Origin of the sequence: Pseudomonas sp. LRF_L74, assembly GCF_965644255.1 — a bacterium.
GTDB lineage: Bacteria > Pseudomonadota > Gammaproteobacteria > Pseudomonadales > Pseudomonadaceae > Aquipseudomonas.
In genome coordinates this window covers 129,899-151,629 of sequence record NZ_CBFFRH010000011.1, presented here as the reverse complement: position 1 = coordinate 151,629, position 21,731 = coordinate 129,899, and the positions used below count along the sequence as shown (strand labels likewise).

Sequence of the window (21,731 nt, the reverse complement as noted above, 5' to 3'; positions counted from 1 at the left end):
ATTCCATGAACAAACCCACCCTGCTACTCGGAGCCCTCATGACCCTGTCCGCGATCAACGCCCAGGCCGATGCGATCAAACGTGTCGACCCGCCCGGCTCCAACTTCCCCATCTCGCAACTGATCAGCGTACCCGCCAGCGCTTCGTTGACCTTCGTCAGCGGCACCCTGCCCGACGTCGCCGACCCCAAGGCCACGCCACAGACCATCGCCGCCTACGGCAATACCGAAACCCAGACCCGCTCGGTGCTGAAGAAAATCCGCACAGCCCTGCAAAGCCAGGGCCTCGATCTTGGTGACGTGGTGCAATTGAAGGTGTTCCTGGTCGGCGATCCGGCCAACGGCGGCAAGCTGGACTTCGCCGGCTTGCAGGCGGCCTACACCGAGTTCTTCGCCACCGCCGAGCAGCCGAACAAACCGACCCGTACCGCCTTGCAGGTGGTCGCCCTGCCACTGCCCGGCGCGCTGGTCGAGATCGAAGCGATAGCCGCCAAAGCCGGCAAGTAAGTCACCGAAAATTAGAACCTGCCCACGCTCTCGCGAGCTAGAGATAAACGGCGGCGAAAACGCCTGAGGAACAGTCGGAGTAGCGCTCGACTTTACGTGTTGTAAATGAGCATTCCGAAGGCGTTTTCAACGCCGTTTAGCCGACGCGTAGCAGAGCGTGCTTCCTGCCAGGTCAGCCTGGCGGGCAGGCCTTCCGCATCCCGAAAAACCAGCCGTCTCACGGAGAGAGAAGATGCCCCTTGCGTTCAAACTGCCCAGCCCCGCGTTACTTCCCCTGGCCATCGGTGCTGCCTGGCTGAGCAACCCAGCCCACGCCGAAGACACTCAACCCAGCGCTTCGCCACAACTCGGCACGGTGATCGTCACCGGCAACCGTGGCTCGGAAAAACGCACCGTCACCACCAGCCCGGTGCCCATCGATGTGATCAGCGCCAAGCAATTGCAGGAGACCGGCAAGCCCGGCCTGATGGAAGCCCTCAGCGCCAGCGTGCCGTCCTTCACCCTGCCGGAGAAGACCGGCTGGGACGCCAGCGGCATGGCCCGGGCACCGAGCCTGCGCGGCCTCAACGCAGCCCAGGTGCTGGTGCTGGTCAACGGCAAGCGCCGCCACACCAGCGCCACCCTGAACATCAGCGGCATCCACGCGGGCGCGGCACCGACCGACCTAGACTTGATCCCGATCAGCATCATCGACCACGTCGAGGTGCTGCGTGACGGTGCGGCCGCGCAGTACGGCTCCGACGCCATCGCCGGGGTGATCAACGTGATCCTCAAGGCCGACGAATCCGGCACCTCGGTGACCAATGCCGGCCAGGGTTACGACGGCAAGAAGCAGACCGTGCAGCAGAGCCTGAACAAGGGCTTCGAGATCGGCGACGGCGGTATCGTCCAGCTCGCCCTGGATGCACGCAGCCAGAACGACGACAACAAGGCCAGCGCCAACGGCTACAGCTATGCCGAGGCCTACGACAAGGCAGGCAAGTCGACCTACGGCGGCTACGGCACGCCGAAGATCAACCTGCTGACCCTCGGCTACAACGCCGAACTGCCAGTCAGCGACGACCTCACCCTGTATTCCTTCACCACCTACTCGCACCGCAAGGCCGAACAGGGCCAGAACTTCCGCCTGCCGACCATCACCAACACCATCACCACCGGCCCCAACGGCTATCCCAGCGGCTACACACCGACTTGGTACATCGAGGAAGACGACTTCCAGGCGGCGTTCGGTGCCAGGGGCGATATCGGCGAGTGGGCCTGGGACCTGTCCAGCACCTACGGGCGCAATGCGGCGCTGCAAGGCACCACGCACAACCAGAACCCGTCGCTCGGCGAGGCCACGCCAAACAGCTTCGAGTCCGGCACCTGGATCTCCACGCAGTTGACCAGCAACCTGGATATCAACCGCAGCTTCGACATCGGCCTGGACAAACCGCTGGACCTGTCCTGGGGCCTGGAACATCGTCGCGACACCTACCAGGTGCGCGACGGCGACTGGGCCTCCTGGGCCAACGGCGGTTATTGCCGAGCTGCCGGCGATTGCGCATCCTCCGGCGCCCAGGTCACCAACGGTATCTCCCCAGCGGAGGCCACCAGCACCAGCCGCAACAGCCTGGCCACTTACATAGACGTCGGTTTCAACCCGCTGCCGCAGTGGTACCTGGGCAGTGCCTTGCGCTACGAGCACTACAACCGCGGCATCGGTGCCACCCGCAGCGGCAAGCTGAGCACCCGCTACGAGTTCACCCCTGAGTTCGCCGTGCGTGCCACGGTGAGCAACGGTTTCCGCGCACCGTCGCTGGCCAACAGCCTGTTCAGCGCGCGCTCGACTACTTATGGCGTGGTCAATGGCGTCTACCAGTCGATCAACTACGGCGTACTCCCCGTCGACTCGGCAGCGGCCAAGGCGCTCGGCTCCACAGCGCTCAAGCCGGAACGCTCGACCAACTACAGCCTGGGCCTGACCTACCAGCCGGACGAGCGCCTGTCGTTCACCGCCGACGCCTACGTGATCAACGTGCGTGACCGCATCACCCTCACCGGCACCCTGCTCGGAGATGAGGTTACCCAAACCCTGCTGGCCAACGGCATCGACTCGACCTCAGGCGGCCAGTACTTCACCAACGGCGCCAATACCCGCACCAAAGGCATCGACCTGGTCGGCAACTACGACCAGAACCTGGGCGAGTGGGGCAAGCTGAAGTGGACCGCCGCGTTCAACTGGAACCAGACTGAAATCCTCAGCTACAAGCAGAACGTCACCATCCTCGGCGCCAACTACGAGTTGATGAACCGCCAGGCGCGCAACTTCCTCACAGAGGTGCAACCGCACACCAAGCTGATCCTCGGCGGCAACTGGCAGCTCGACCGCTGGACCACCAACCTGACCCTGACCCGCTACGGCTCCTGGCGCGAGGTGAATGATGCGACCAACCGCAGCCTCGACCGCGAATACAAGGCCCGCTGGATCACCGACCTGGACGTGGGCTACCAGATCACCAAGGACCTCAACCTCGCAGTCGGCGCACAGAACCTGTTCGACGTCTACCCCGAGCGGCAGAACCCCAGCAGCAAGACCATGACCAAGGGCTATGGCTCCTATTCGCCCTACGGTTTCACCGGTGGTTACTACTTCACGCGGTTGACGTACAACTTCTGACCCTCGGCCCTACTGCCGCCAGCAGCGGGCTCTTGAAGAAAATTAAGGTAAGCGTATAGTGTAAATTAACGAATAACGTTAAGCATTAACGTCCTATAATTCGCAGCTTTGTATGTGCAGACACGGAAGCACTCTTCACTACAGGAAGAACGAGGCTCTGGAGCGATATCAAGTCAGTCGCGGAACGCAAGCTGACGATGCTCGATGCAGCCAAGGAACTCATGGATCTGCGCGCCCCTCCCGGAAATAGACTGGAGGCTCTGCGTGGCAACCGAGTGGGACAGCACAGCATACGAATCAACGATCAATGGCGACTGTGCTTTGTGTGGACTCAGGATGGTCCGGAAAATGTTGAAATTGTTGACTACCACTGAGGTGCATCATGGCTAAGAACGGCATGCGACCCGTCCACCCTGGCGAAATCCTGCGTGAAGATTTTCAGCGCGAAATGGGTTTCAGTGCTGCCGCCCTCGCTCGTGCGCTGAATGTTTCCACACCGACAGTGAACAACATCCTGCTCGAACGCGGCGGTGTTTCTGCCGATATGGCACTACGTCTGGCCACCTGCCTGGGCACGACAGCCGAGTTCTGGCTCAATTTGCAGACAACCTTCGACCTGCGCAAGGCTGAGCTGGAACACGGAGACGAAATCGCCGAGGTGGTGCAGCGTTTGGCAGTTGCCTGAGAACTGATTCGAGCGCCGCCCTGAACGAAGCGTCCCCGCGCTATACGAGGTGCCGCTGTTCAAGCAGGTACCTGCCAAGGTCATGCTGGGCCTGCTGTGCACCAAGTCCGATAAATACCTCGATACCTGCTTCCAGCAGGATGCGAACTCCTGCCCCGGCATTACGCGGATCCGGGTCTAGAATCGCAACGTAGACCTGTTCGATGCCGCCATGGCGCACCAGCGCCTGGGCGCACGACGGGGTGCGGCCATGAAAGGAACAGGGTTCGAGGGTCACGTAGGCCGTCAAGCCGGTGATGCCTGGCGGCAAACACGACAACGCCAGCGCCTCGGCATGCGGCTGCCCTGGCGGCTGTGTGTGCCCACGGGCAATCACCTCACCCGCCTTGACCAACACACAGCCCACCGGCGGGTTGGGCAGGCAACCCGGTAGCGCTCGACGCCCTTCGGCCAGAGCAAGATTCATGAAGTATTCGCTTAGGCTCATCAGCCGCGCTTGTTGCCAGGAATCTCCAACCCCAGGTTCTCGCGCAACGTGCGGCCCTCATACGCCCGGCGATAGACCCCACGCGCCTGCAGGATCGGCACGACTTCGTCGGTGAAGCGGCGGAACTGCTCCGGATGGCCGATGTAGATGTTGAAGCCATCCAGTGCCCGGGCATCGAACCAGCGGATCATTTCGTTGGCGACCGTCTCGGCCGAGCCGACGAAAGCACTGGGCTTGAGTTGCAGGCCGGCGGCCACCGCCTGGCGCAGGGTCCAGCCCTTGCTCACGGCCTGCTCGGTGGTCGCCTTGGCGGCGGTGTAGAAGCTGCTGCGGGCGTATTCGAGGGCCTCGACCGGGAAGGGTGCGTCGAGGTCGTACTGGCGGAAATCGTGCCAGCCGAAGGAGCGCCCGAACTCGGCCAGGGCCTGCTCGAAGCTGTGGTCGGCCTGGTGGTAGTGACGCTCGATCTCGCGCGCCTGCGCATCGCTGTCGCCGACATAGATCTGCGCGCCCGGCAGGATGATGATCTTCTCCGGATCGCGCCCCTGGCCCGCGGCCCGCGCCTTGATGTCGCGGTAGAACGCCTGGCCCCTCTCCACGCTCGGCGCATGGGTGAACACCACATCGGCGATGCTCGCCCCGAGGTCGCGGCCCTGCTCGGAATCGCCGGCCTGGAAGATCACCGGCTGGCCCTGGGGCGAGCGCTGGATGTTGAGCGGCCCGACCACCGAGAAATACTCGCCCTTGTGATCGATGCGATGCAGCTTGTCGCGGTCGAGGAACCGGCCGCTGTCGCGGTCGCGGAGCAGCGCACCGTCCTCGTAGGACTGCCACAATTTCTGCACCACCTGCACATGTTCGAGGGCACGCCCGTAGCGGGTGTCGTAGTCGTAATGCTCGTCGCGACTGTAGTTGCCCGCCGTGCCGGCATCGCCGCTGGTGACCACGTTCCAGCCCGCCCTACCCTTGCTGATCAGGTCCAGCGAGGCCAGGCGCCGGGCGACATTGAACGGCTCGTTGTAGGAGGTGGTCAGGGTGCCGACCAGGCCGATATGGCGCGTGCTTACCGCCAGTGCCGAGAGCAGGGTCAGCGGTTCCAGGCGATTGAGATAGTGCGGCGGCGAATCCGGCGTGATGAACTGGCTGTCGACGATGAACAGCAGATCGAACAACGCCGCCTCGGCTTGCCGCGCCAGGTCTATGAACCACTGGATATCGACGCTGGCATCGACGGGAATCGCCGGATCGTGCCAGAGATTATGTCGCCCCGGTCCACCAACGCCCATCGGCACGGCGCCCAATATGATCTGTCTGGTCCCCATACGAAGGATTTCCATTTTGCAAAAGGAAGGATGTATCGGCCTCCATTAAATACTTAATATTGATATTTAAAAACATATTAAATAAGTAAATTACATAATTAGCTTAGAACCACAAAGACTTTCACAGTCGTTTCTTAGAGAGATAAGGTCATTTCCATGACCGACCCCATCTCCTGGCGGAGGCCGTTACCCACGACCTGAACCAGGAGCATGCCATTCATGACCGCCCTTCCGACATTGCGACTGTCCACCGACGTACTGGTGATCGGTGGCGGCTTGGCCGGTACCTGGGCGGCCATTGCCGCGGCCCGCGAAGGGGCTCGCGTGGTGCTGGCGGAAAAGGGCTTTTGCGGCACCAGCGGAGTGACCGCCACCGCCGGTCCCGGCCATTGGTGGGTGGCCCCCGAGCAGCGTCAGGCAGCCATCGACAAACGCCTCGCCAGCGCCGCCAAGCTGGGCGATGGCGACTGGATGGCACGTATTCTGGAAACCACCTGGCAAACCCTGCCTACCCTCGACCGACTCTATGGCTTCCCGCTCAACGAGCACGGTGAAAAGCAATACCGCGCCCTGCGCGGACCTGAATACATGCGGGCCATGCGCCAACTGGCGGTGGAGCATGGCGTGACCGTGCTCGATCACAGCCCGGCCCTGGAATTGCTGAAGAACGACCAGGGCGACCTGGCTGGTGCCCGAGGCCTGCAACGCCAGCACCAGCGCGATTGGCAGGTACAGGCACCGTCCGTGGTGCTGTCTACCGGTGGCTGCGCCTTTCACTCGCGCCTGCTCGGCAGCCGCAACAACACCGGCGACGGCTACCTGATGGGCGTGGAAGCCGGTGCCGACCTCTCGGGCATGGAATTCTCCAGCTACTACTGCATCGCCCCGGCGAGCAGCACCATGACCCGCTCGATGGTCTACACCTTCGGCCGTTACTACGATGCCGCCGGCCGCGAACTGGCGATCAGCCAGGGGCCGGATTTCACCGAATCGCTGGCCCGTGCCCTGCTCGAAGGCCCGGTGCATTGCCAGCTCGACCGCATTCCCGAAGCCATCCGCGCGCGCCTGCCCTACGTGCAGCCGAACCTGATGCTGCCGTTCGACCGCAGCGGCATCGACCCGTACCGCGACAAGTTCCCGGTCACCCTGCACGGCGAAGGCACAGTGCGTGGCGTCGGCGGCCTGCGCCTGGTCGACGAGCACTGCCAAACCCGCCTGCCCGGCCTGTTCGCCGCTGGCGACGCGGCCAGCCGCGAGGCGGTGACCGGGGCGATCTCCGGCGGCGGCGCGGTGAACTCCTCCTGGGCCTTGTCCAGCGGGCAGTGGGCCGGACGCGGCGCGGCCCTGCACGCGCGCCGCCATCCGGCACGCTCGACGCGCAGCCACGGTACCGCCCGCGTCGGGCTGCTGCCCATCGGCCTCGACCGTAACGACAACGCCGAGCTGATCCGGGTGATACAGGACGAGTTGCACCCCTACGACAAGAACCTGTTCCGCAGCGGCAGCCAGTTGCAGCGCTCGCTGGGCGAACTGGACAACGCCTGGGACCGCCTGCGGGAACAGAGTCATGCCAGCGATCCGGCCCAGGTGCTGCGCTGGCGCGAGACCGCGGCGATGCTCGCCAGCGCACGCTGGTGCTACGGCAGTGCCCTGGAGCGCAAGGAAAGCCGTGGCATTCACCAGCGCAGCGATGCCCCGGCGCAGTCCGCCAGCTTCGACGTACACCTGCGCAGTGGCGGGCTCGATGCGCCCTGGGTGCGGCGCGACGCCATCGCCCACAACCGTAGCGAGGTGTCGGCATGATCGAGTTGATCCTCAGCGACCGCTGCGACGGTTGCAACCAGTGCGTGGCGGCCTGCTCCAGCGACGTGCTGGCGGTGGGCGCCGACGGCCTGCCCTTCATCGCCCGCCAGGCCGACTGCCAGACCTGCTTCATGTGCGAGCTGTATTGCAGCAGCGACGCCATCTACGTCCACCCCGATTGCGAAAACCGGGTGCCAGTGGATGCCGAACAGATTCGTAACAGTGGCCTGCTCGGCCAGTACCGCCGCGATTCCGGCTGGGACGAATGGGCCAACGATCCGCGCTACGCCAACCAGCACTGGCGCATGGAAGAAATCTTCGCCCTTGCCCGCAGCGCCCCCAAGAACTGACAGGAGACACCCATGCGGATCCGCCCCCTCATTGCCGCCCTGCTCGGCAGCAGCCTTTTGTTTGGCGGCACGCTTCACGCCGCCGACCTGGAACCGCTGCGCGTGGCCAACCAGAAGTCCTCGTTCAAGCTGCTGCTCGAAGCCGCTGGCGAACTGCAGAACGTTCCCTACCGCATCGAGTTCTCGGAGTTCGCCGCCGCCGCGCCGCTGGGCGAAGCACTCAACGCCGGTGCCGTGGATGTCGGCGGTTTGGGCGATGCGCCCTACGTGTTCGCCCTGGGCGCCGGCGCGCCGCTGAAAGTGGTCAGCATCACCCACGCCGACGGTCGCTTCAGCACCTCGATCCTGGTGCCCAAGGATTCGCCACTGAACAGCGTGGCCGATCTCAAGGGCAAGCGCATCGTCACCAACCGTGGCTCCATCGGTCATTTCCTGGTGATCCGCGCCTTGCAGGACGCTGGCCTGAAAACCTCCGACGTGACCTTCGTCAACCTGCTGCCCACCGACGCCCGCAGTGCCCTGGAAGCCGGCAACGCCGATGCCTGGTCGACCTGGGACCCGTACACCACCATCGCCATCACCCAGAACGGCGCACGCATTCTGCGCAAGGGTGACGACCTGCTGACCAACCACCTGTACCTGGCCGCCACCAGCCAGGCGATCGCCAGCAAGCGCGTGCAGCTCGATGACTTCGTGCAACGCGTCGACCGCGCCTGGCAATGGGTCAACAGCCATCCGCGCGAATACGCCGAAGCCCAGGCCCGGGTCACCGGCCTGCCGGTCGAGGTGCACCTGACCTCGGCCAGCAACACCGACTTCCAGCCCGTGGCCATCACCGACGCGGTGATCGCCAACCTGCAGAAGACCGCCGACACCTACCTGGCCGAGGGCGTACTGACGCGCCCAGTGAACGTCTCCCAGGGCTTCGACAAGAGCTTCAACGCCACTCGCCACCTGCTGGACAAGCAGGTGGCGGAAATCTCCAGCCGGAACACCGAGGTGACCCAATGAGTCTTTTCCAACCCGGCCAGCTCGGCGAGCTGGAACTGGCCAACCGCCTGGTCATGGCCCCGCTGGGTCGCGCCCGCTCCGATGAGCGCAGCCGCGAGCCGCTGCCCCGTGTCGCGACCTACTACAGTCAGCGCGCCAGTGCCGGGCTGATCGTCTCCGAGGCCACCCACGTGGCAGCGGAAAGTGTCAGCCGCCCCGGTGGTTCGGCGATCCACGACGACGCCCAGGTCGAGGCCTGGAAACCGGTCACGGCGGCGGTGCATGCCGAAGGCGGACGCATCTTCCAGCAACTGTTTCACCTTGGGCGCAAGGCGCATCAATCGCGTACGCCCAACCACCAACTGCCCGTCGCCCCCTCGGCCATCGCCGCCCGTGGCGAAGTCGCGACACCCGATGGCCAGCAGCCCTTCCCGGTGCCTCGCGCCCTGGCGCTGGAGGAAGTCGCCCAGCGTGTCGAGGACTTCCGCCGCGCCGCACGCAATGCCGGCCAGGCCGGTTTCGACGGCGTGGAGATCCATGCCGCCAACGGCTACCTGATCGACCAGTTCCTGCGCGACGGCGCCAACCAGCGCAGCGATGCCTATGGCGGTAGCGTCGAGAAGCGCGCGCGCTTTCTCCTGGAGATCGTCGATGCCGCCATCGACGAGCTGGGCGCCAGCCGTGTCGGTGTGCGCGTGTCACCGCACTTCCGGGTCGACGGTATCGACGACAGTGATCCGGCGGCGCTCTATGCCTATGTCGCCGATCAACTGCAGGCACGCGGCATCGCCTACCTGCACCTGATCGAGCCAGACAGCACGCCTGCGAACGAGCGCCTGGCCCCCGACCTGCGCCAACGCTTCAAGGGCGCTTTCATCCTCGCCGCCGAGTTCGACCGCGACAGCGCCATACGCGCCATCGCCGAAGGCCGCGCCGACTTCATCGCCTTCGGCCGGCTGTTCATCGCCAACCCCGACCTGGTCGAGCGCTTTCGCAGGCAGGCGCCACTCAACACGCCCGACGAGGCCAGCTTCTACGTCGGCGGCGACCACGGCTACATCGACTACCCCTTCCTCGGCGAAACCCAATTCCACGCCGAGCGAGCCGCTACAGGAGAACCCGCATGAGCAAGCGACAAATCAAACTCGGCGCCATGATCCACGGCGTCGGCCATGGCTGGGGCGAGTGGCGCCACCCGGATGCGCTGGCCGACGCCAGCGTCAATTTCGGCTACTACAAGCAGCAGGCCAAGCTGGCCGAGGACGCCAAGTTCGACTTCGCCTTCATCGCCGACAGCCTGCACATCCACGCCAAGTCCAGCCCGCACTACCTCAACCGCTTCGAGCCGCTGACCATCCTCTCGGCCCTGGCCGCAGTGACCGAGCACATCGGCCTGGTGGCGACGGTGACGGTCAGCTACACCGAGCCGTTCCAGGTCGCGCGCCAGTTCGCTTCGCTGGACCAGATCAGCGGCGGTCGTGCCGGCTGGAACGTGGTCACCTCGTGGTTGTCCGGCACCGCCGACAACTTCGGCAAGGCCGAGCATCCGCCGCATGCCGTGCGTTATCGCATCGCCCGCGAGCACGTCAATGTGGTCAAGGGCCTGTGGGACTCCTGGGAAGACGATGCCTTCACCCGCGACAAACAGAGCGGCGAATTCTTCGACCCGGACAAACTGCACACCCTCAACCACCAGGGCGAGTTCTTCAAAGTCAAAGGGCCGCTGAACATCCAGCGCTCGCGCCAGGGCCAACCGCTGATCTTCCAGGCCGGCACCTCGGAAGACGGGCGCAACTTCGCCGCGCAGAACGCCGATGCGATCTTCGTCAACCCCGAGTCGTTCAGCGAGGCCCGCGCCTATTACCAGGACCTCAAGCAACGCGCCGCCAAGCATGGGCGCAATCCCGACGAGTTGTTCATCCTGCCCGGCATCCGCCCGATCATCGGCCGCGACGCCGAGGAAGTGGCAAGCCGCTACCAGCAGGCCGTCGAGCTGGTCAGCATCGAGGACGCCATCGTCGCCCTCGGCCGGCCATTCAACGACTACGACTTCTCCAGCCATGACCTGGATGCGCCCTTCCCCGACCTCGGCGACCTGGGCAGCAACAGCCAAAGAGGCGGTTCCGACAAGATCAAGCAACAAGCCCGTGAAGAGCACCTGACCCTGCGCGAAGTGGCCTTGCGCTTCTCCCAGCCGCGCCGCGACTTCGTCGGCACCCCGGAGGAAGTGGCCAACGCCCTGCAGGACTGGTTCGAGGACGGCGCCGCTGACGGTTTCATCGTCAACTCGCTGCTGCCCGACGGTCTGGCCTACTTCACCGAATACGTGGTGCCGTTGCTGCAAGCGCGTGGCCTGCTGCGCCGCGAATACGACGGGCACACCCTGCGCGACAACTTCGGCCTGGCCGTGCCCAGCAATCGCAACACCCTGCGTCGTACACAAGGAGAAGTGGCATGAGTGAATCGCTGAATGGCCTGCTGGCCGAGCTGCACGCCGAGCGCGTGCGCACCTGGGCGCCCGAGGCGCTGAAAGTCAACGTCGAGCAGCGTCGCAAGCTGGTCGACGAAGCGCGTCGCGAGCAGTTCGTCAGGGCCGGCGACATTATTGCGCCGTTCGAACTGCTCAAGGTCGAGGGCGGCTCGCTGAGCCTGGATCAACTGGTCGCCAACGGCCCGGCGGTGCTGGTGTTCTTCCGTTTCGCCGGCTGCCCGGCGTGCAACATCGCCATCCCCTACTACGAGCGCAACCTGCAACCGGCGCTGAAGGCGCGCGGCGTGCCGCTGCTGGCGGTCAGCCCGCAGGTGCCCGAGCGCCTGGTGGAGATCAAGAGCAAACACAACCTGACCCTGCAAGTTGCCAGTGACAAGGACAACGCCCTGGGCCGACGCCTGGGCATCCTCTACACATTTGACGACGCCTCGCGCCTAGCCTCGCTGAGCAAGGGCCCGGGGATCGGCGAAGTCACCGGCACCGGCACCTGGGAGTTGCCGCAGCCGACCGTGGTGGTGCTCGGTGCGGACAAGCGCGTGCACTTCGCCGAAGTCAGCCCGGACTGGCTGGTGCGCAGCGAGGCGCAAGTGATCATCGATGCGCTGGATGAGGTGTTGGGTGTCACCGACAAGGTGGCGAGAAGCGCGTGATGTAGTTCGTAGGGTGGACCGGGACGCGTAGTCAACGCGAAGCTTGTCCACCGCTCTGCATGGCCCATGGTGGACAAAAAGAGCGTTGTCCACCCTACAAAAGCCGAAGCCCCCATAACGCGGCTCTTTCTCTCTGAAAAAGGATGCGGCCCATGTGCGCGCAAGGATTCGTTCACCCCGAAAACCGCCTGCCCTATGCCCTGTCACTGCTTTGCCTGGCACTGCCGGCGGCATCCTGGGCCGAGGACAAGGACACCGTGCTCGGCACCGTGTCGGTGATTGCCACCGGCAACCGCAGCAACACCCTGACCGTGGCGGACAGCCCATCGCCCATCGACATCATCAGCGGCGAGCAGATCCGCAAGACCGGCAAGGCCAGCCTGCGCGAGGCATTGGGGCGCATCGTGCCGTCGTTCAGCGCACCGGCGCAGTCCGGTGGCGGCACCTCCAACTCGGTGCGCCCGGTGTCGATCCGTGGCCTGTCCGGCGACCACCTGCTGGTGCTGGTCAACGGCAAGCGCCGGCACAACACCGCCGTCTACAACAACTTCGCCCGTATCGCCAGCGGCAGCGTGCCGGTGGACCTCGACCTGATCCCCACCTCGGCCATCGAGCGCATCGAACTGCTGCGCGACGGCGCCTCGGCGCAATACGGCTCCGACGCCATCGCCGGGGTGCTCAACATCATCCTCAAGAGCCAGGACAGCGGCGGCAGCGCCAGCATCACTGTCGGCCAGCAGGAAGACAAACCCGGCGACCTGACCCAGACCGGGATCAACAGCGGCTTCGCCCTCGGCGACAACGGCGGCTTCTTCAACACCTCGCTGGACATCCGCCTGCAAGGTCCCTCCTACGCCGCTGGCGATGCCCAGGGATCGTGGTACTACCCGGTCTTGAATGGCCAGTCGGTGCCTTTTGGCACCGCCGGCGCAACGGCCGACCCGCGCGAGGGATCGGTCGATCGCCTGCTGGAAAAAGGCTACGGCCGCTCCAACCGCGACAAGGTCTACAACCTCTCGTACAACGCCGAGCTGCCAGTCAACGATGTCACCCTGTATTCCTTCGCCACCTACAGCGACCGCACTATCGTCGATACCCGTGGCAGCTTCCGCGCCACCAACGTCTCATCCATCCCGGAAATCTACCCGGACGGTTTCCACGCCCAGCGCCTGATCGACGAGCAGGATTTCCAGGTCGCCCTCGGCGGCAAGGGCGACCTCGCCGGCTGGGCCTACGACCTCAGCACCACCTACGGCAAGGACGACGTACGCCTAGGCGCGCAGAACACCCTCAACGCCTCCATCGGCCCGACCAGCAAGACCACGTTCTATCTCGGCGCCCAGGAATTCCAGCAATGGACCAGCAACCTCGACCTCACCCGCCCGTTCGAGGTCGGCCTGGCCAAGCCGCTGCAACTCTCGGCGGGTATCGAGCACCGCTGGGAGAAATACCTGCAAGGCGCCGGAGAGCCGGACTCCTACCGCGACGGCGGCTACGAGTATCCCGTCGGCCACCCGCGCGCAGGGCAGAAGCCCTCGCCCGGCCTGCAATCCTTCACCGGCACCTCGCCAGGCGATGCCGGCTCGCTGGATCGCGACAGCTACGCCTTCTACATCGACGCCGGCAGCAACCTCACCGAGCGCCTGTACACCAGTGCCGCCTTCCGCTTCGAGCACTACGACGACAGCTCCGGCAACACCGCCAGCGGCAAACTCTCCAGCCGTTATGAACTGGCGCCGGGCCTGGCCTTGCGCGGTACCTTCAACACCGGTTTCCGCGCGCCATCGCTGGCCCAGCAGATATTCTCGGTGACCCAGAACACCGGCGTGCTGCAGGCCGATGGCACCACCCGCACGATCCAGGCGCGCTACCTGCCGCCCGGCAGCGCCGAAGCGCAAGCCCTCGGTGCCAAGGACCTGGAGCCGGAGCAGTCGACCAACTTCAGCGTCGGTGTGTCCTGGGAGCCGGCACGCAACGCGCGCATCACCCTCGACGCCTACCGCATCGAGATCAAGGACCGTATCGTCAAGAGCGAGATCATCCAGGTCAGCGACACTTATTCGGCGCAATACAACCTCAATGGTGTCGACAGCCGTACCGACGGTGTCGACCTGGTCAGCGAGCTGCACAGCGACTACGGTCGCTTCGGCCAGGTGCGCTGGTCGGCGCTGTACAGCTACAACCGCACCACCATCCGCGACATCAAGGACAACGGCGCGGCCGCCCTGCTCGGCAGCAACTACGTGACCTTCGGCCACCAGGCGCAGACCGACCTGACCAAGGGCAGTCCGCGCGACAAGCTGGTGCTCGGTGGCAACTGGCGCATCGGCGATTTCATCACCGACCTGCAACTGACCCGCTACGGCAAGTACACCGAGGCCGGCACCACGGCCGCCACCGACAAGCAATTCGGCGCCAAGTGGATCACCGACCTCGACATCACCTACCTGATCAGCGAAAGCCTGTCCGTCGCGCTTGGCGCCAACAACCTGTTCGGTGTGCGCCCCGACAAGCAGAGCGCGAACCTGACCCGTACCAACCTGGTGGGCAACCCCACCGAGATCAACAACCCCGACGAGTACGGCAGCTTCAGCCCGTACGGCCTCAACGGCGCGTTCTATTACGCGCGCCTTTCCTACGACTGGTAACAACGAGAGGACAGCAGCATGCCCGCAGAAAACGTCGTCGCGCTCACATCCACCCTCAAGGTCACGCCCCTGGAACCCACCCTCGGCGCGGAAATCACCGGCATCGACCTGGGCAAGCCGCTCAGCCCGGCGCAACGGGACGAAATCCACGCCCTGCTGCTCAAGCACAAGGTGATCTTCTTCCGCGACCAGCACATCACCAGCGCGCAGCAGATCGCCTTCGCCGGCCAGTTCGGCGAACTGTACGAACACCCCACCACCCAGCAGCAGGACAGCAGCAAACCCCAGGCCCACCTGATCCTCGCAAAGGAAGCCCGCGAGGCCTACGGCAACGCGCCCAAGGGCCGCTGGCACACCGACACCAGTTGGCTGCTCAGGCCCACCTATGGCGCGGTGCTGCGCGCCATATCGCTGCCGGAGCTGGGCGGCGATACGGTGTGGGCCGATGCCGGGCTGGTCTATCGCGGCCTGTCGGACGAGTTGAAGGCGCGCATCGACAACCTCTACGTCACCCACAACTTCAAGTCGTCGCTGGACAAGGTCGGCTATGACTACCCGATCCTCGCCCATCCGCTGGTGCGCACCCATCCGCAAACCGGCGAAGACGCGCTGTTCATCAACTTTTCCATGTCGCCCCAGGTGATCGGCTGGTCGGTGGAGGAAAGCCGCGCGCTGGTCGCCGAACTGCTCAAGGAGTTCGGCAACCCCGAGTACCACGTGCGCTTCAAATGGACGCCCGGCAGCGTGGCGTTCTGGGACAACCGCGCGCTGCTGCATTACCCGGTCTACAACTACGGCGACTTCGAACGGGCGATGGAACGCGTGCTGATCGCCGATGACGACATCCCCCATCGCGTACGCAAGCAGGCGGCGCGTTGATAGCGCGACAACTGCACCTGGCCCTGTTCGTCAGCCACGCCGGCTCGCACCTGGCGGGCTGGCGCCTGCCCCAGGCCGAAGTCGGCAATGCGCTGGATATCCGTTACTACCAGCGTCTCGCCGAACAGGCCGAAGCGGCCAAGCTGGACCTGCTGTTCGTCGCCGACAAGCTCGCGCTGGACGACATTCACGGTGGCGACTTCGACGCCGCCGTGACCTGGCGCCCGAGTGGCGCGCCGGAACCGCTGGCGCTGCTCTCGGCGCTCAGCGTACTGACCTCGCGCATCGGCCTGGGCGCGACCATTTCCACCAGCTACCACCAGCCGTATCACGTCGCCCGCCAGTTCGCCACCCTCGATCACTTCAGCAATGGTCGCGCCGCCTGGAATGCAGTGACCTCGGTCAACGACGGCGAGGCCCGCAATTTCGGCTTCGACCGTCACCTCGGCCACGCCGAGCGCTACGCCAAGGCCGCCGAATTCCTCGATGTGGTGCGCACGCTCTGGGACAGCTGGGAAGACGACGCCCTGCTGCTGGACAAGGCCAGTGGCCGTTACGCCGACGCCAGCAGAATCCATTACACCGAGCACCACGGCGAGCACTTCAAGGTGCGCGGCCCGCTCAACCTGCCGCGCCCGCCCCAGGGCCACCCGGTGCTGATCCAGGCGGGCGTGTCCGCGGCCTTCCAGTCCCTGGCGGCGCAAAACGCCGAGGTGATCTTCCCGGTGCAATCGACCCTGGAGAAAGCCAAGGCCTTCTACCGCCAGTTCAAGGAACAGGTGGTCGCCGCCGGACGCAGCGCCGATGGGGTCAAGGTGCTGCCAGGCCTGTATCCGATCATCGCCGACAGCGACGAACAAGCGCAGGCGCTGGCCAATGAGCTGGACGAACTGATCCTGCCACTCGCCGGCCTGGCGTTCATGTCCGCGAGCATGAACTACGACCTCGCCCAGCACGACCCCAAGGCGCCGGTGCCGGACATTCGCGCACACATCCGCGGCAGCAAGGGCCGTTTCGACGTCGTCATCGGCAACGCCATCGAAGCCGGCTGGACCCTGGAGCAGCTCGGCCGCTGGTACGCCTCCAGCCTGGCCTTCGCCAAATTCATCGGCTCGCCGCACACGGTCGCCGATCAGATCCAGCAATGGTTCGAAAGCGAAGCCGCCGACGGTTTCGTGGTCATGCCGCCGTACACCCCTGGCGGCGCCGAACGCTTTCTCACGCAGGTGGTGCCGGAGCTGCAACGACGCGGCATTTTCCGCACGCAATACCAGGGCAGCACCCTGCGTGAACACCTTGGACTGGAAAAACCCCAACGATCAGGAGCCTCATCATGAGCGACCGCCAACTGCACCTGGGCCTGCTGTTCAACGCACCGGGCAACGATCCGGCCAGTACCGCCGCCGACGAACAGGGCCGTATCCGCCTGACCGGCCTGCAGCATTACGTCGAGGCGACCCAGGCCATGGAGCGGGCCAAATTCGACTTCGTCATGGTCGCCGATGTCACCGTCCAGGAAACCGCCCACCCGCAGGTGCCGCGCCCCGAGCCGGTCACCCTGTTCTCCGCGCTGGCTGCGGTGACCCGGCACATCGGCCTGGTGCCGACCGTTTCGACCACCTTCACCGCGCCGTTCAACCTGGCCCGGCAGATACTTTCGCTGGATGTGCTCAGCGGCGGCCGCGCGGCGTGGAACGTGGTGACCAGCAGCGCCGGCGAACGCAACTTCGGCGAACAGCCGCTGCCCCTGCACAGCGAGCGCTACCGCCGCGCCCTGGAGCATGTGGAGGTGGTACGCAAACTGTGGGACTCCTGGGAAGACGATGCCCTGGTCAACGACTACGGCCAGCACGTGGCGGTCGATGCCTCGCGCATTCACCGCATCGCTCACCGTGGCGAGTTCTATCAGGTCGAAGGGCCGCTCAACATCTCGCGTTCGCCCCAGGGTCACCCGGTGTTGTTCCAGGCTGGCTCGTCCGCCGACGGCAAGGCCTTTGCCGCACATTTCGCCGAGGCCATCTACACCGCCCAGCACACCATTGCCGAAGGCAAGCGTTTCTACGACGATCTCAAGGGCCAGGCGCGCAAGCTCGGGCGCGACCCGGCGCATATCAAGATCCTGCCGGGGCTGAGCACGGTCATCGCCGACTCGGACGAAGCCGCCCGACGCCTCAACGAAGAAATCCTCGACAACCTCGGCCCGGCTGCCCTCGACGCCCTGGCCAAGCAGCTCGGCGGCATCGACCTCAGCGACCTGGAGCCGCACCACACCATCCCGCCGGAACGCCTGCCCGCCGTGCTCGCCGTAGAAGGCCGGCAGAGCCGCTACGGGGTGTTCCGCCAGCACGCCGTGGAACAACGCTGGACCCTGCGCCAACTGCTCGAACTGCAAGCCGGTTCGGCCGGTCATGGGCGCATCGTCGGCAGCCCCGAGCGAGTGGCCGAGCACATCGAGAACTGGTTCCGCCAGGGCGCCAGCGACGGCTTCATCGTCATGCCCGGCCAGGGCCTGGAGGGTGCGCGCCTGTTCGCCGAACAGGTGGTGCCGCTGCTGCAACGCCGTGGTCTGTTCCGCAGCGACTACCAGCACCAGACCCTGCGCGGCCACCTCGGCCTGCCCATCCCACGCAGCCGCTACGGCGCCAGCGAGCAGGAGGTGCGCATCGCCGCCGAGAGCGCCCAATAAACCATCTGCCGACGCAAGGAGGCGTCTTCCCAAAAACCAAACCAACAACCCACGAAAGAGCCCCTTGCATGTACACCTACACGCCGTCTGCGCGCCTCGCGCGCAAGCACCTGGCCGTGGCGATCAGCCTTGGCCTGATAAGCCTCGCCGCCCACGCCGAGACCACCACGGAAACTGAAAGCACCACCCTCGACACGGTGGTGGTCGAACAGAAAAAACTCACCCCGAGCGAAACCGCCAAGACCCGCCTACGCGAAATTCCCGGCGGCGCCAGCGTGGTTTCCGGCGACGAGCTGGAAAAAGGCCGCGCGGCACCGCAGGACATCTTCGCCTACCAGCCCGGCGTGTTCGTGCAGAACGTCGGCGGCAACGACGGTATCCATGTGTCGATCCGCGGTTCGGGCATTCTCTCCAACGTCGGCAACATGCCGCTGGGCATCAAGTACCTGGTCGACGGCCTGCCGCTGACCGGCCCGGGCGGCGCCTCCTACGAGCTGTTCGAACCGCTGGGCCTGGAGCACACCGAAGTGCTGCGCGGCGCCAACGCCTTCGAGTACGGCGCGTTGTCGCTCGGCGGCGCGGTCAACTTCGTCAGCCGCAGCGGCCTGACCAACCCCGGCACCCGCCTGCACTACGAGGGCGGCAGCTTCGGCTACCACAAGTCCCAGATCGCCACTGGCGGCGTGGTCGGCGATGCCGACTACTACGTCAACGTCACCGAGTCGCGCCGTGACGGTTTCCAGGAACAGACCTTCAAGAAATCCGAAGGCTTCAGTTCCAACTTCGGCTACCGCTTCAGCCCCAACCTGGAAACCCGCCTGTACCTGCGCTACCGCGAGGAATACCACGAAGCCTCCGGCGCCCTCACCCGCACCCAGTTGCGCGACGACCGCAAGCAGACCAGCGCAGCGTTTCGCATCGGCCGCAACCTGGTCGACAAGTACGGCTCGTTCCAGGTCGGCAGCCGCACCACCTGGCAGATCGACGACAGCTCCAGCCTGGAATTCGGCGTCGGCTACTACAAGCTGCCGCAGCGCCTGAACACCTACAGCGCCTCGCCGAGCACCTCGGACTACCGCGACCTCAGCACCAGCCTGCGCTACCAGCGCCACGACGAACTGTTCGGCCTCGACAGCGACACCACCCTTGGTTGGTTCCGCACCACGCAGACCACCGGCCGCACCGACACCTACCGGCGCAACGCCGATGGCTCGCTCACCCGCACCAAGTACAACCGCTACAAGGGTTCCGAGGACAACGTCCTCGCCCTCGGCAACAGCCTGGGCCTGACCCCGACGGTGAAGCTGCAAAGCGGGCTGTCGGCGATCCAGGTCAAGCGCGACGTGTCCATCGAGCAGAGCGCGGCAGCGATCAACGCCGGCCATTCCGCCAGCGTCGACTACGACAAATGGAGCCTGGCACCGCGCCTGGGCGTGACCTGGCAAGCCACGCCCGAGCTGCAACTGTTCGCCAACGTCAGCCGCTCGCTGAACCCGGCGGCGACCTGGCAATACTCGCCGTCGACCTATGCGACCAACCTCAACTACGTCAAGCCGCTGGAGGACCAGAAAGCCAATACCGTCGAGTTCGGCCTGCGCGCCACCGGCGATGGCTACGATGCCAGCCTGGCGATCTACCGTGCCTGGGTGAAGAACGAGCTGCTCACCGTGGAACTGGCTCCCGCCACCGGCACCACGGCCGCGCTGACCAGTGCCTTCAACGGCAGCCCGACCATTCACCAGGGCATCGAAGCCGGCCTGACCAATACCCTGTGGGCCGGCGGCGGCGACCAGGTCCTGCTGCGCCAGGCCTACACCTTCAACGACTTCCGTTTCCGCGACGACAGCGTATTCGGCAGCAACCAACTGCCCGGCGTGCCGCGCCACTACTACCAGGCCGAACTGCGCTACGAGCAGGCGGGCGGCTTCTCCGCCGGGCTCAACCTGACCGCCGCGTCGAGCTACTACGTCGACTTCGCCAACACCTTCAAGGCCAACGGCTACGCCCTGCTCGGCGCGCGCCTGGGCTACACGCCGAACAAGCAATGGTCGCTGTTCCTCGACCTGACCAACCTCACCGACAAGACCTATGCCTCCGGCACCGCCACCGTCTACAACGCCCAGGGCAAAGACACCGCGGTGTTCTATCCGGGCGACGGCCGCGCTGCCGTGGCCGGTGTGAGCTACACCTTCTGAGGACGCGAGCATGAGCCAGAAACGACAGCTTCACCTCGGCGCCTTCCTCTTCGCGCCGGGCAACCACGCCGGCGGCTGGCGTCATCCCGACGCCGTGCCGCACACCGACATGGACTTCGCCGAGTACCTGCACCTGACCCAGGTCGCCGAGCGCGGCAAGTTCGACACCGTGTTCTTCCAGGACACCAGCGCGGTGCCCGGCGACACCCTCAGCGATGGCGGCAGCACCGGCTTCGCCCGCGCGGTCTACCTGGAACCGGTGTCGCTGATCGCGGCGCTGGCCAGCGTCACCCGGAACATCGGTTTGATCTCCACGGCGACCACCACCTACAACGAGCCATACCACGTCGCGCGCAAGTTCGCGACCATCGACCACATCAGCGGCGGTCGTGCCGGCTGGAACCTGGTGACCTCGCAGATCGAGGACGAGGCCGGCAACTTCGGCCGCGACCACCATCTGCTGCACGCCAAGCGCTACGCCCGTGCCGAGGAATTCCACGACGTGGTGCGCGGCCTGTGGGACAGTTGGGAAGACGATGCCCTGGAGCGCGACAAGGGCAAGCGCTACTTCGACCCGCAGAAGGTTCACCGCCTCGATCACCAGGGCGAACACTTTCGTGTGCGTGGGCCGCTCAACGTGGCGCGCACGCCCCAGGGCCACCCCATCGTGTCCCAGGCTGGCGCCTCCGAGGCCGGCCGCGAACTGGCTGCGCGCACCGCCGACCTGGTGTTCACCGCCGCCCTGACCCTGGAGGAAGCGCAAGCCTTCTACCGCGACGTGAAAGCGCGTACGCGCCGGCATGGGCGTGATCCCGCGCACATCAAGATCATGCCCGGCCTGCTGCCCATCGTCGGCCGCACCGAGGAACAAGCCAGGGCCAAGTACCAGCAACTGATCGACCTGCTGCCAGCCGACCTCGGCATCAAGCCCATCGCGCGCCTGGCCGGCGCCCTCGACCTGTCGCAGTACCCGCTGGATGGCCCGCTACCGGAGCTACCGTCGAACAACTCCGCCATCGGCCGGCAGAAGCTGCTGGTCGACCTGGCGCGCCGGGAGAACCTGACCATCCGCCAACTGGCCCAGCACTTCGCCTGTGCCGGCGGTCATCGGGTGATCTACGGCACCGCCGCGACCATCGCCGACAGCATGCAGGAATGGTTGGAGAACGAGGGCGCCGACGGTTTCATCATCCAGTTCCCGTTCTTCCCCACACCGCTGGAAGACTTCGTCGAACAGGTGGTGCCCGAGTTGCAACGGCGCGGGATTTTCCGTGAGCAATACGCCGGCCCGACCTTGCGCGAAAACCTCGGCCTGCCCCGTCCCGTCCATCCCGCGCAACGTGCGCGGTAAAAAAAACGACTCGGGCGTCACGCCCGAGA

General features: G+C 65.3%; 18 protein-coding genes. 16 read left to right on the top strand and 2 right to left on the bottom strand.

Annotation, left to right across the window (positions count from 1 at the left end; all coding sequences use genetic code 11):
* Positions 1 to 5: 5 nt before the first annotated feature.
* The 4 genes from ACSZPK_RS23525 to ACSZPK_RS23510 all read left to right on the top strand — a co-directional run bounded on the left by ACSZPK_RS23525 (position 6) and on the right by ACSZPK_RS23510 (position 3,850).
* Positions 6 to 506: a RidA family protein gene (locus ACSZPK_RS23525; RefSeq protein ID WP_437884006.1), complete on the top strand. Its 501-nt coding sequence runs from the start codon at positions 6 to 8 to the stop codon at positions 504 to 506.
* Between the two features lie 232 nt (positions 507 to 738).
* Positions 739 to 3,165, top strand: a complete 2,427-nt coding sequence (locus tag ACSZPK_RS23520) for a TonB-dependent receptor plug domain-containing protein (protein WP_437884005.1) — start codon at positions 739 to 741, stop codon at positions 3,163 to 3,165.
* A 95-nt stretch (positions 3,166 to 3,260) separates the two neighbouring features.
* Complete coding sequence (locus ACSZPK_RS23515; protein ID WP_437884062.1) at positions 3,261 to 3,539, top strand: type II toxin-antitoxin system RelE/ParE family toxin; 279 nt, start codon at positions 3,261 to 3,263, stop codon at positions 3,537 to 3,539.
* 8 nt (positions 3,540 to 3,547) lie between these two features.
* Positions 3,548 to 3,850: a HigA family addiction module antitoxin gene (locus ACSZPK_RS23510; RefSeq protein WP_437884004.1), complete on the top strand. Its 303-nt coding sequence runs from the start codon at positions 3,548 to 3,550 to the stop codon at positions 3,848 to 3,850.
* 40 nt (positions 3,851 to 3,890) lie between these two features.
* Here ACSZPK_RS23510 and ACSZPK_RS23505 read toward each other — a convergent pair whose 3' ends face one another.
* Both ACSZPK_RS23505 and ACSZPK_RS23500 read right to left on the bottom strand, forming a co-directional pair.
* Positions 3,891 to 4,337 carry a bifunctional diaminohydroxyphosphoribosylaminopyrimidine deaminase/5-amino-6-(5-phosphoribosylamino)uracil reductase RibD gene (locus ACSZPK_RS23505; RefSeq protein WP_437884003.1) on the bottom strand — a complete coding sequence of 149 codons (447 nt, stop codon included), beginning with the start codon at positions 4,335 to 4,337 and terminating at the stop codon, positions 3,891 to 3,893.
* Complete coding sequence (locus ACSZPK_RS23500; protein WP_437884002.1) at positions 4,337 to 5,659, bottom strand: LLM class flavin-dependent oxidoreductase; 1,323 nt, start codon at positions 5,657 to 5,659, stop codon at positions 4,337 to 4,339. Before ACSZPK_RS23500 ends, ACSZPK_RS23505 begins: the two co-directional genes overlap by 1 nt.
* Before the next feature lie 219 nt (positions 5,660 to 5,878).
* Between ACSZPK_RS23500 and ACSZPK_RS23495 the strand changes: the two genes are divergently transcribed.
* The 12 genes from ACSZPK_RS23495 to ACSZPK_RS23440 all read left to right on the top strand — a co-directional run bounded on the left by ACSZPK_RS23495 (position 5,879) and on the right by ACSZPK_RS23440 (position 21,702).
* Complete coding sequence (locus tag ACSZPK_RS23495) at positions 5,879 to 7,462, top strand: FAD-binding protein (RefSeq protein WP_437884001.1); 1,584 nt, start codon at positions 5,879 to 5,881, stop codon at positions 7,460 to 7,462.
* Complete coding sequence (locus ACSZPK_RS23490; RefSeq protein ID WP_437884000.1) at positions 7,459 to 7,812, top strand: 4Fe-4S dicluster domain-containing protein; 354 nt, start codon at positions 7,459 to 7,461, stop codon at positions 7,810 to 7,812. Before ACSZPK_RS23495 ends, ACSZPK_RS23490 begins: the two co-directional genes overlap by 4 nt.
* A gap of 12 nt (positions 7,813 to 7,824) precedes the next feature.
* Positions 7,825 to 8,823: an ABC transporter substrate-binding protein gene (locus tag ACSZPK_RS23485; protein ID WP_437883999.1), complete on the top strand. Its 999-nt coding sequence runs from the start codon at positions 7,825 to 7,827 to the stop codon at positions 8,821 to 8,823.
* Positions 8,820 to 9,929: an alkene reductase gene (locus ACSZPK_RS23480; protein WP_437883998.1), complete on the top strand. Its 1,110-nt coding sequence runs from the start codon at positions 8,820 to 8,822 to the stop codon at positions 9,927 to 9,929. The genes ACSZPK_RS23485 and ACSZPK_RS23480 overlap by 4 nt, the downstream gene beginning before the upstream one ends.
* Positions 9,926 to 11,260, top strand: coding sequence for an LLM class flavin-dependent oxidoreductase (locus ACSZPK_RS23475; protein WP_437883997.1), 1,335 nt, complete (start codon positions 9,926 to 9,928; stop codon positions 11,258 to 11,260). The genes ACSZPK_RS23480 and ACSZPK_RS23475 overlap by 4 nt, the downstream gene beginning before the upstream one ends.
* A complete protein-coding gene (locus ACSZPK_RS23470; protein WP_437883996.1) occupies positions 11,257 to 11,943 on the top strand; it encodes a peroxiredoxin-like family protein in 687 nt (228 codons plus the stop codon). Before ACSZPK_RS23475 ends, ACSZPK_RS23470 begins: the two co-directional genes overlap by 4 nt.
* 152 nt (positions 11,944 to 12,095) lie before the next feature.
* Positions 12,096 to 14,591 (top strand): TonB-dependent receptor plug domain-containing protein, encoded by a 2,496-nt coding sequence (locus tag ACSZPK_RS23465; protein ID WP_437883995.1) that lies wholly within the window; start codon positions 12,096 to 12,098, stop codon positions 14,589 to 14,591.
* Between the two features lie 18 nt (positions 14,592 to 14,609).
* A complete protein-coding gene (locus ACSZPK_RS23460) occupies positions 14,610 to 15,470 on the top strand; it encodes a TauD/TfdA dioxygenase family protein (protein ID WP_437883994.1) in 861 nt (286 codons plus the stop codon).
* Entirely contained in the window at positions 15,467 to 16,807 is a 1,341-nt protein-coding gene (locus tag ACSZPK_RS23455; protein ID WP_437883993.1) for an LLM class flavin-dependent oxidoreductase, read from the top strand. Before ACSZPK_RS23460 ends, ACSZPK_RS23455 begins: the two co-directional genes overlap by 4 nt.
* A complete protein-coding gene (locus tag ACSZPK_RS23450; RefSeq protein WP_437883992.1) occupies positions 16,804 to 18,156 on the top strand; it encodes an NtaA/DmoA family FMN-dependent monooxygenase in 1,353 nt (450 codons plus the stop codon). Before ACSZPK_RS23455 ends, ACSZPK_RS23450 begins: the two co-directional genes overlap by 4 nt.
* Positions 18,157 to 18,224: 68 nt before the next feature.
* On the top strand, positions 18,225 to 20,351 hold the full coding sequence (locus ACSZPK_RS23445) for a TonB-dependent receptor family protein (protein ID WP_437883991.1): 2,127 nt from the start codon (positions 18,225 to 18,227) through the stop codon (positions 20,349 to 20,351).
* A gap of 10 nt (positions 20,352 to 20,361) precedes the next feature.
* Entirely contained in the window at positions 20,362 to 21,702 is a 1,341-nt protein-coding gene (locus ACSZPK_RS23440; protein WP_437883990.1) for an LLM class flavin-dependent oxidoreductase, read from the top strand.
* Positions 21,703 to 21,731: the final 29 nt, after the last annotated feature.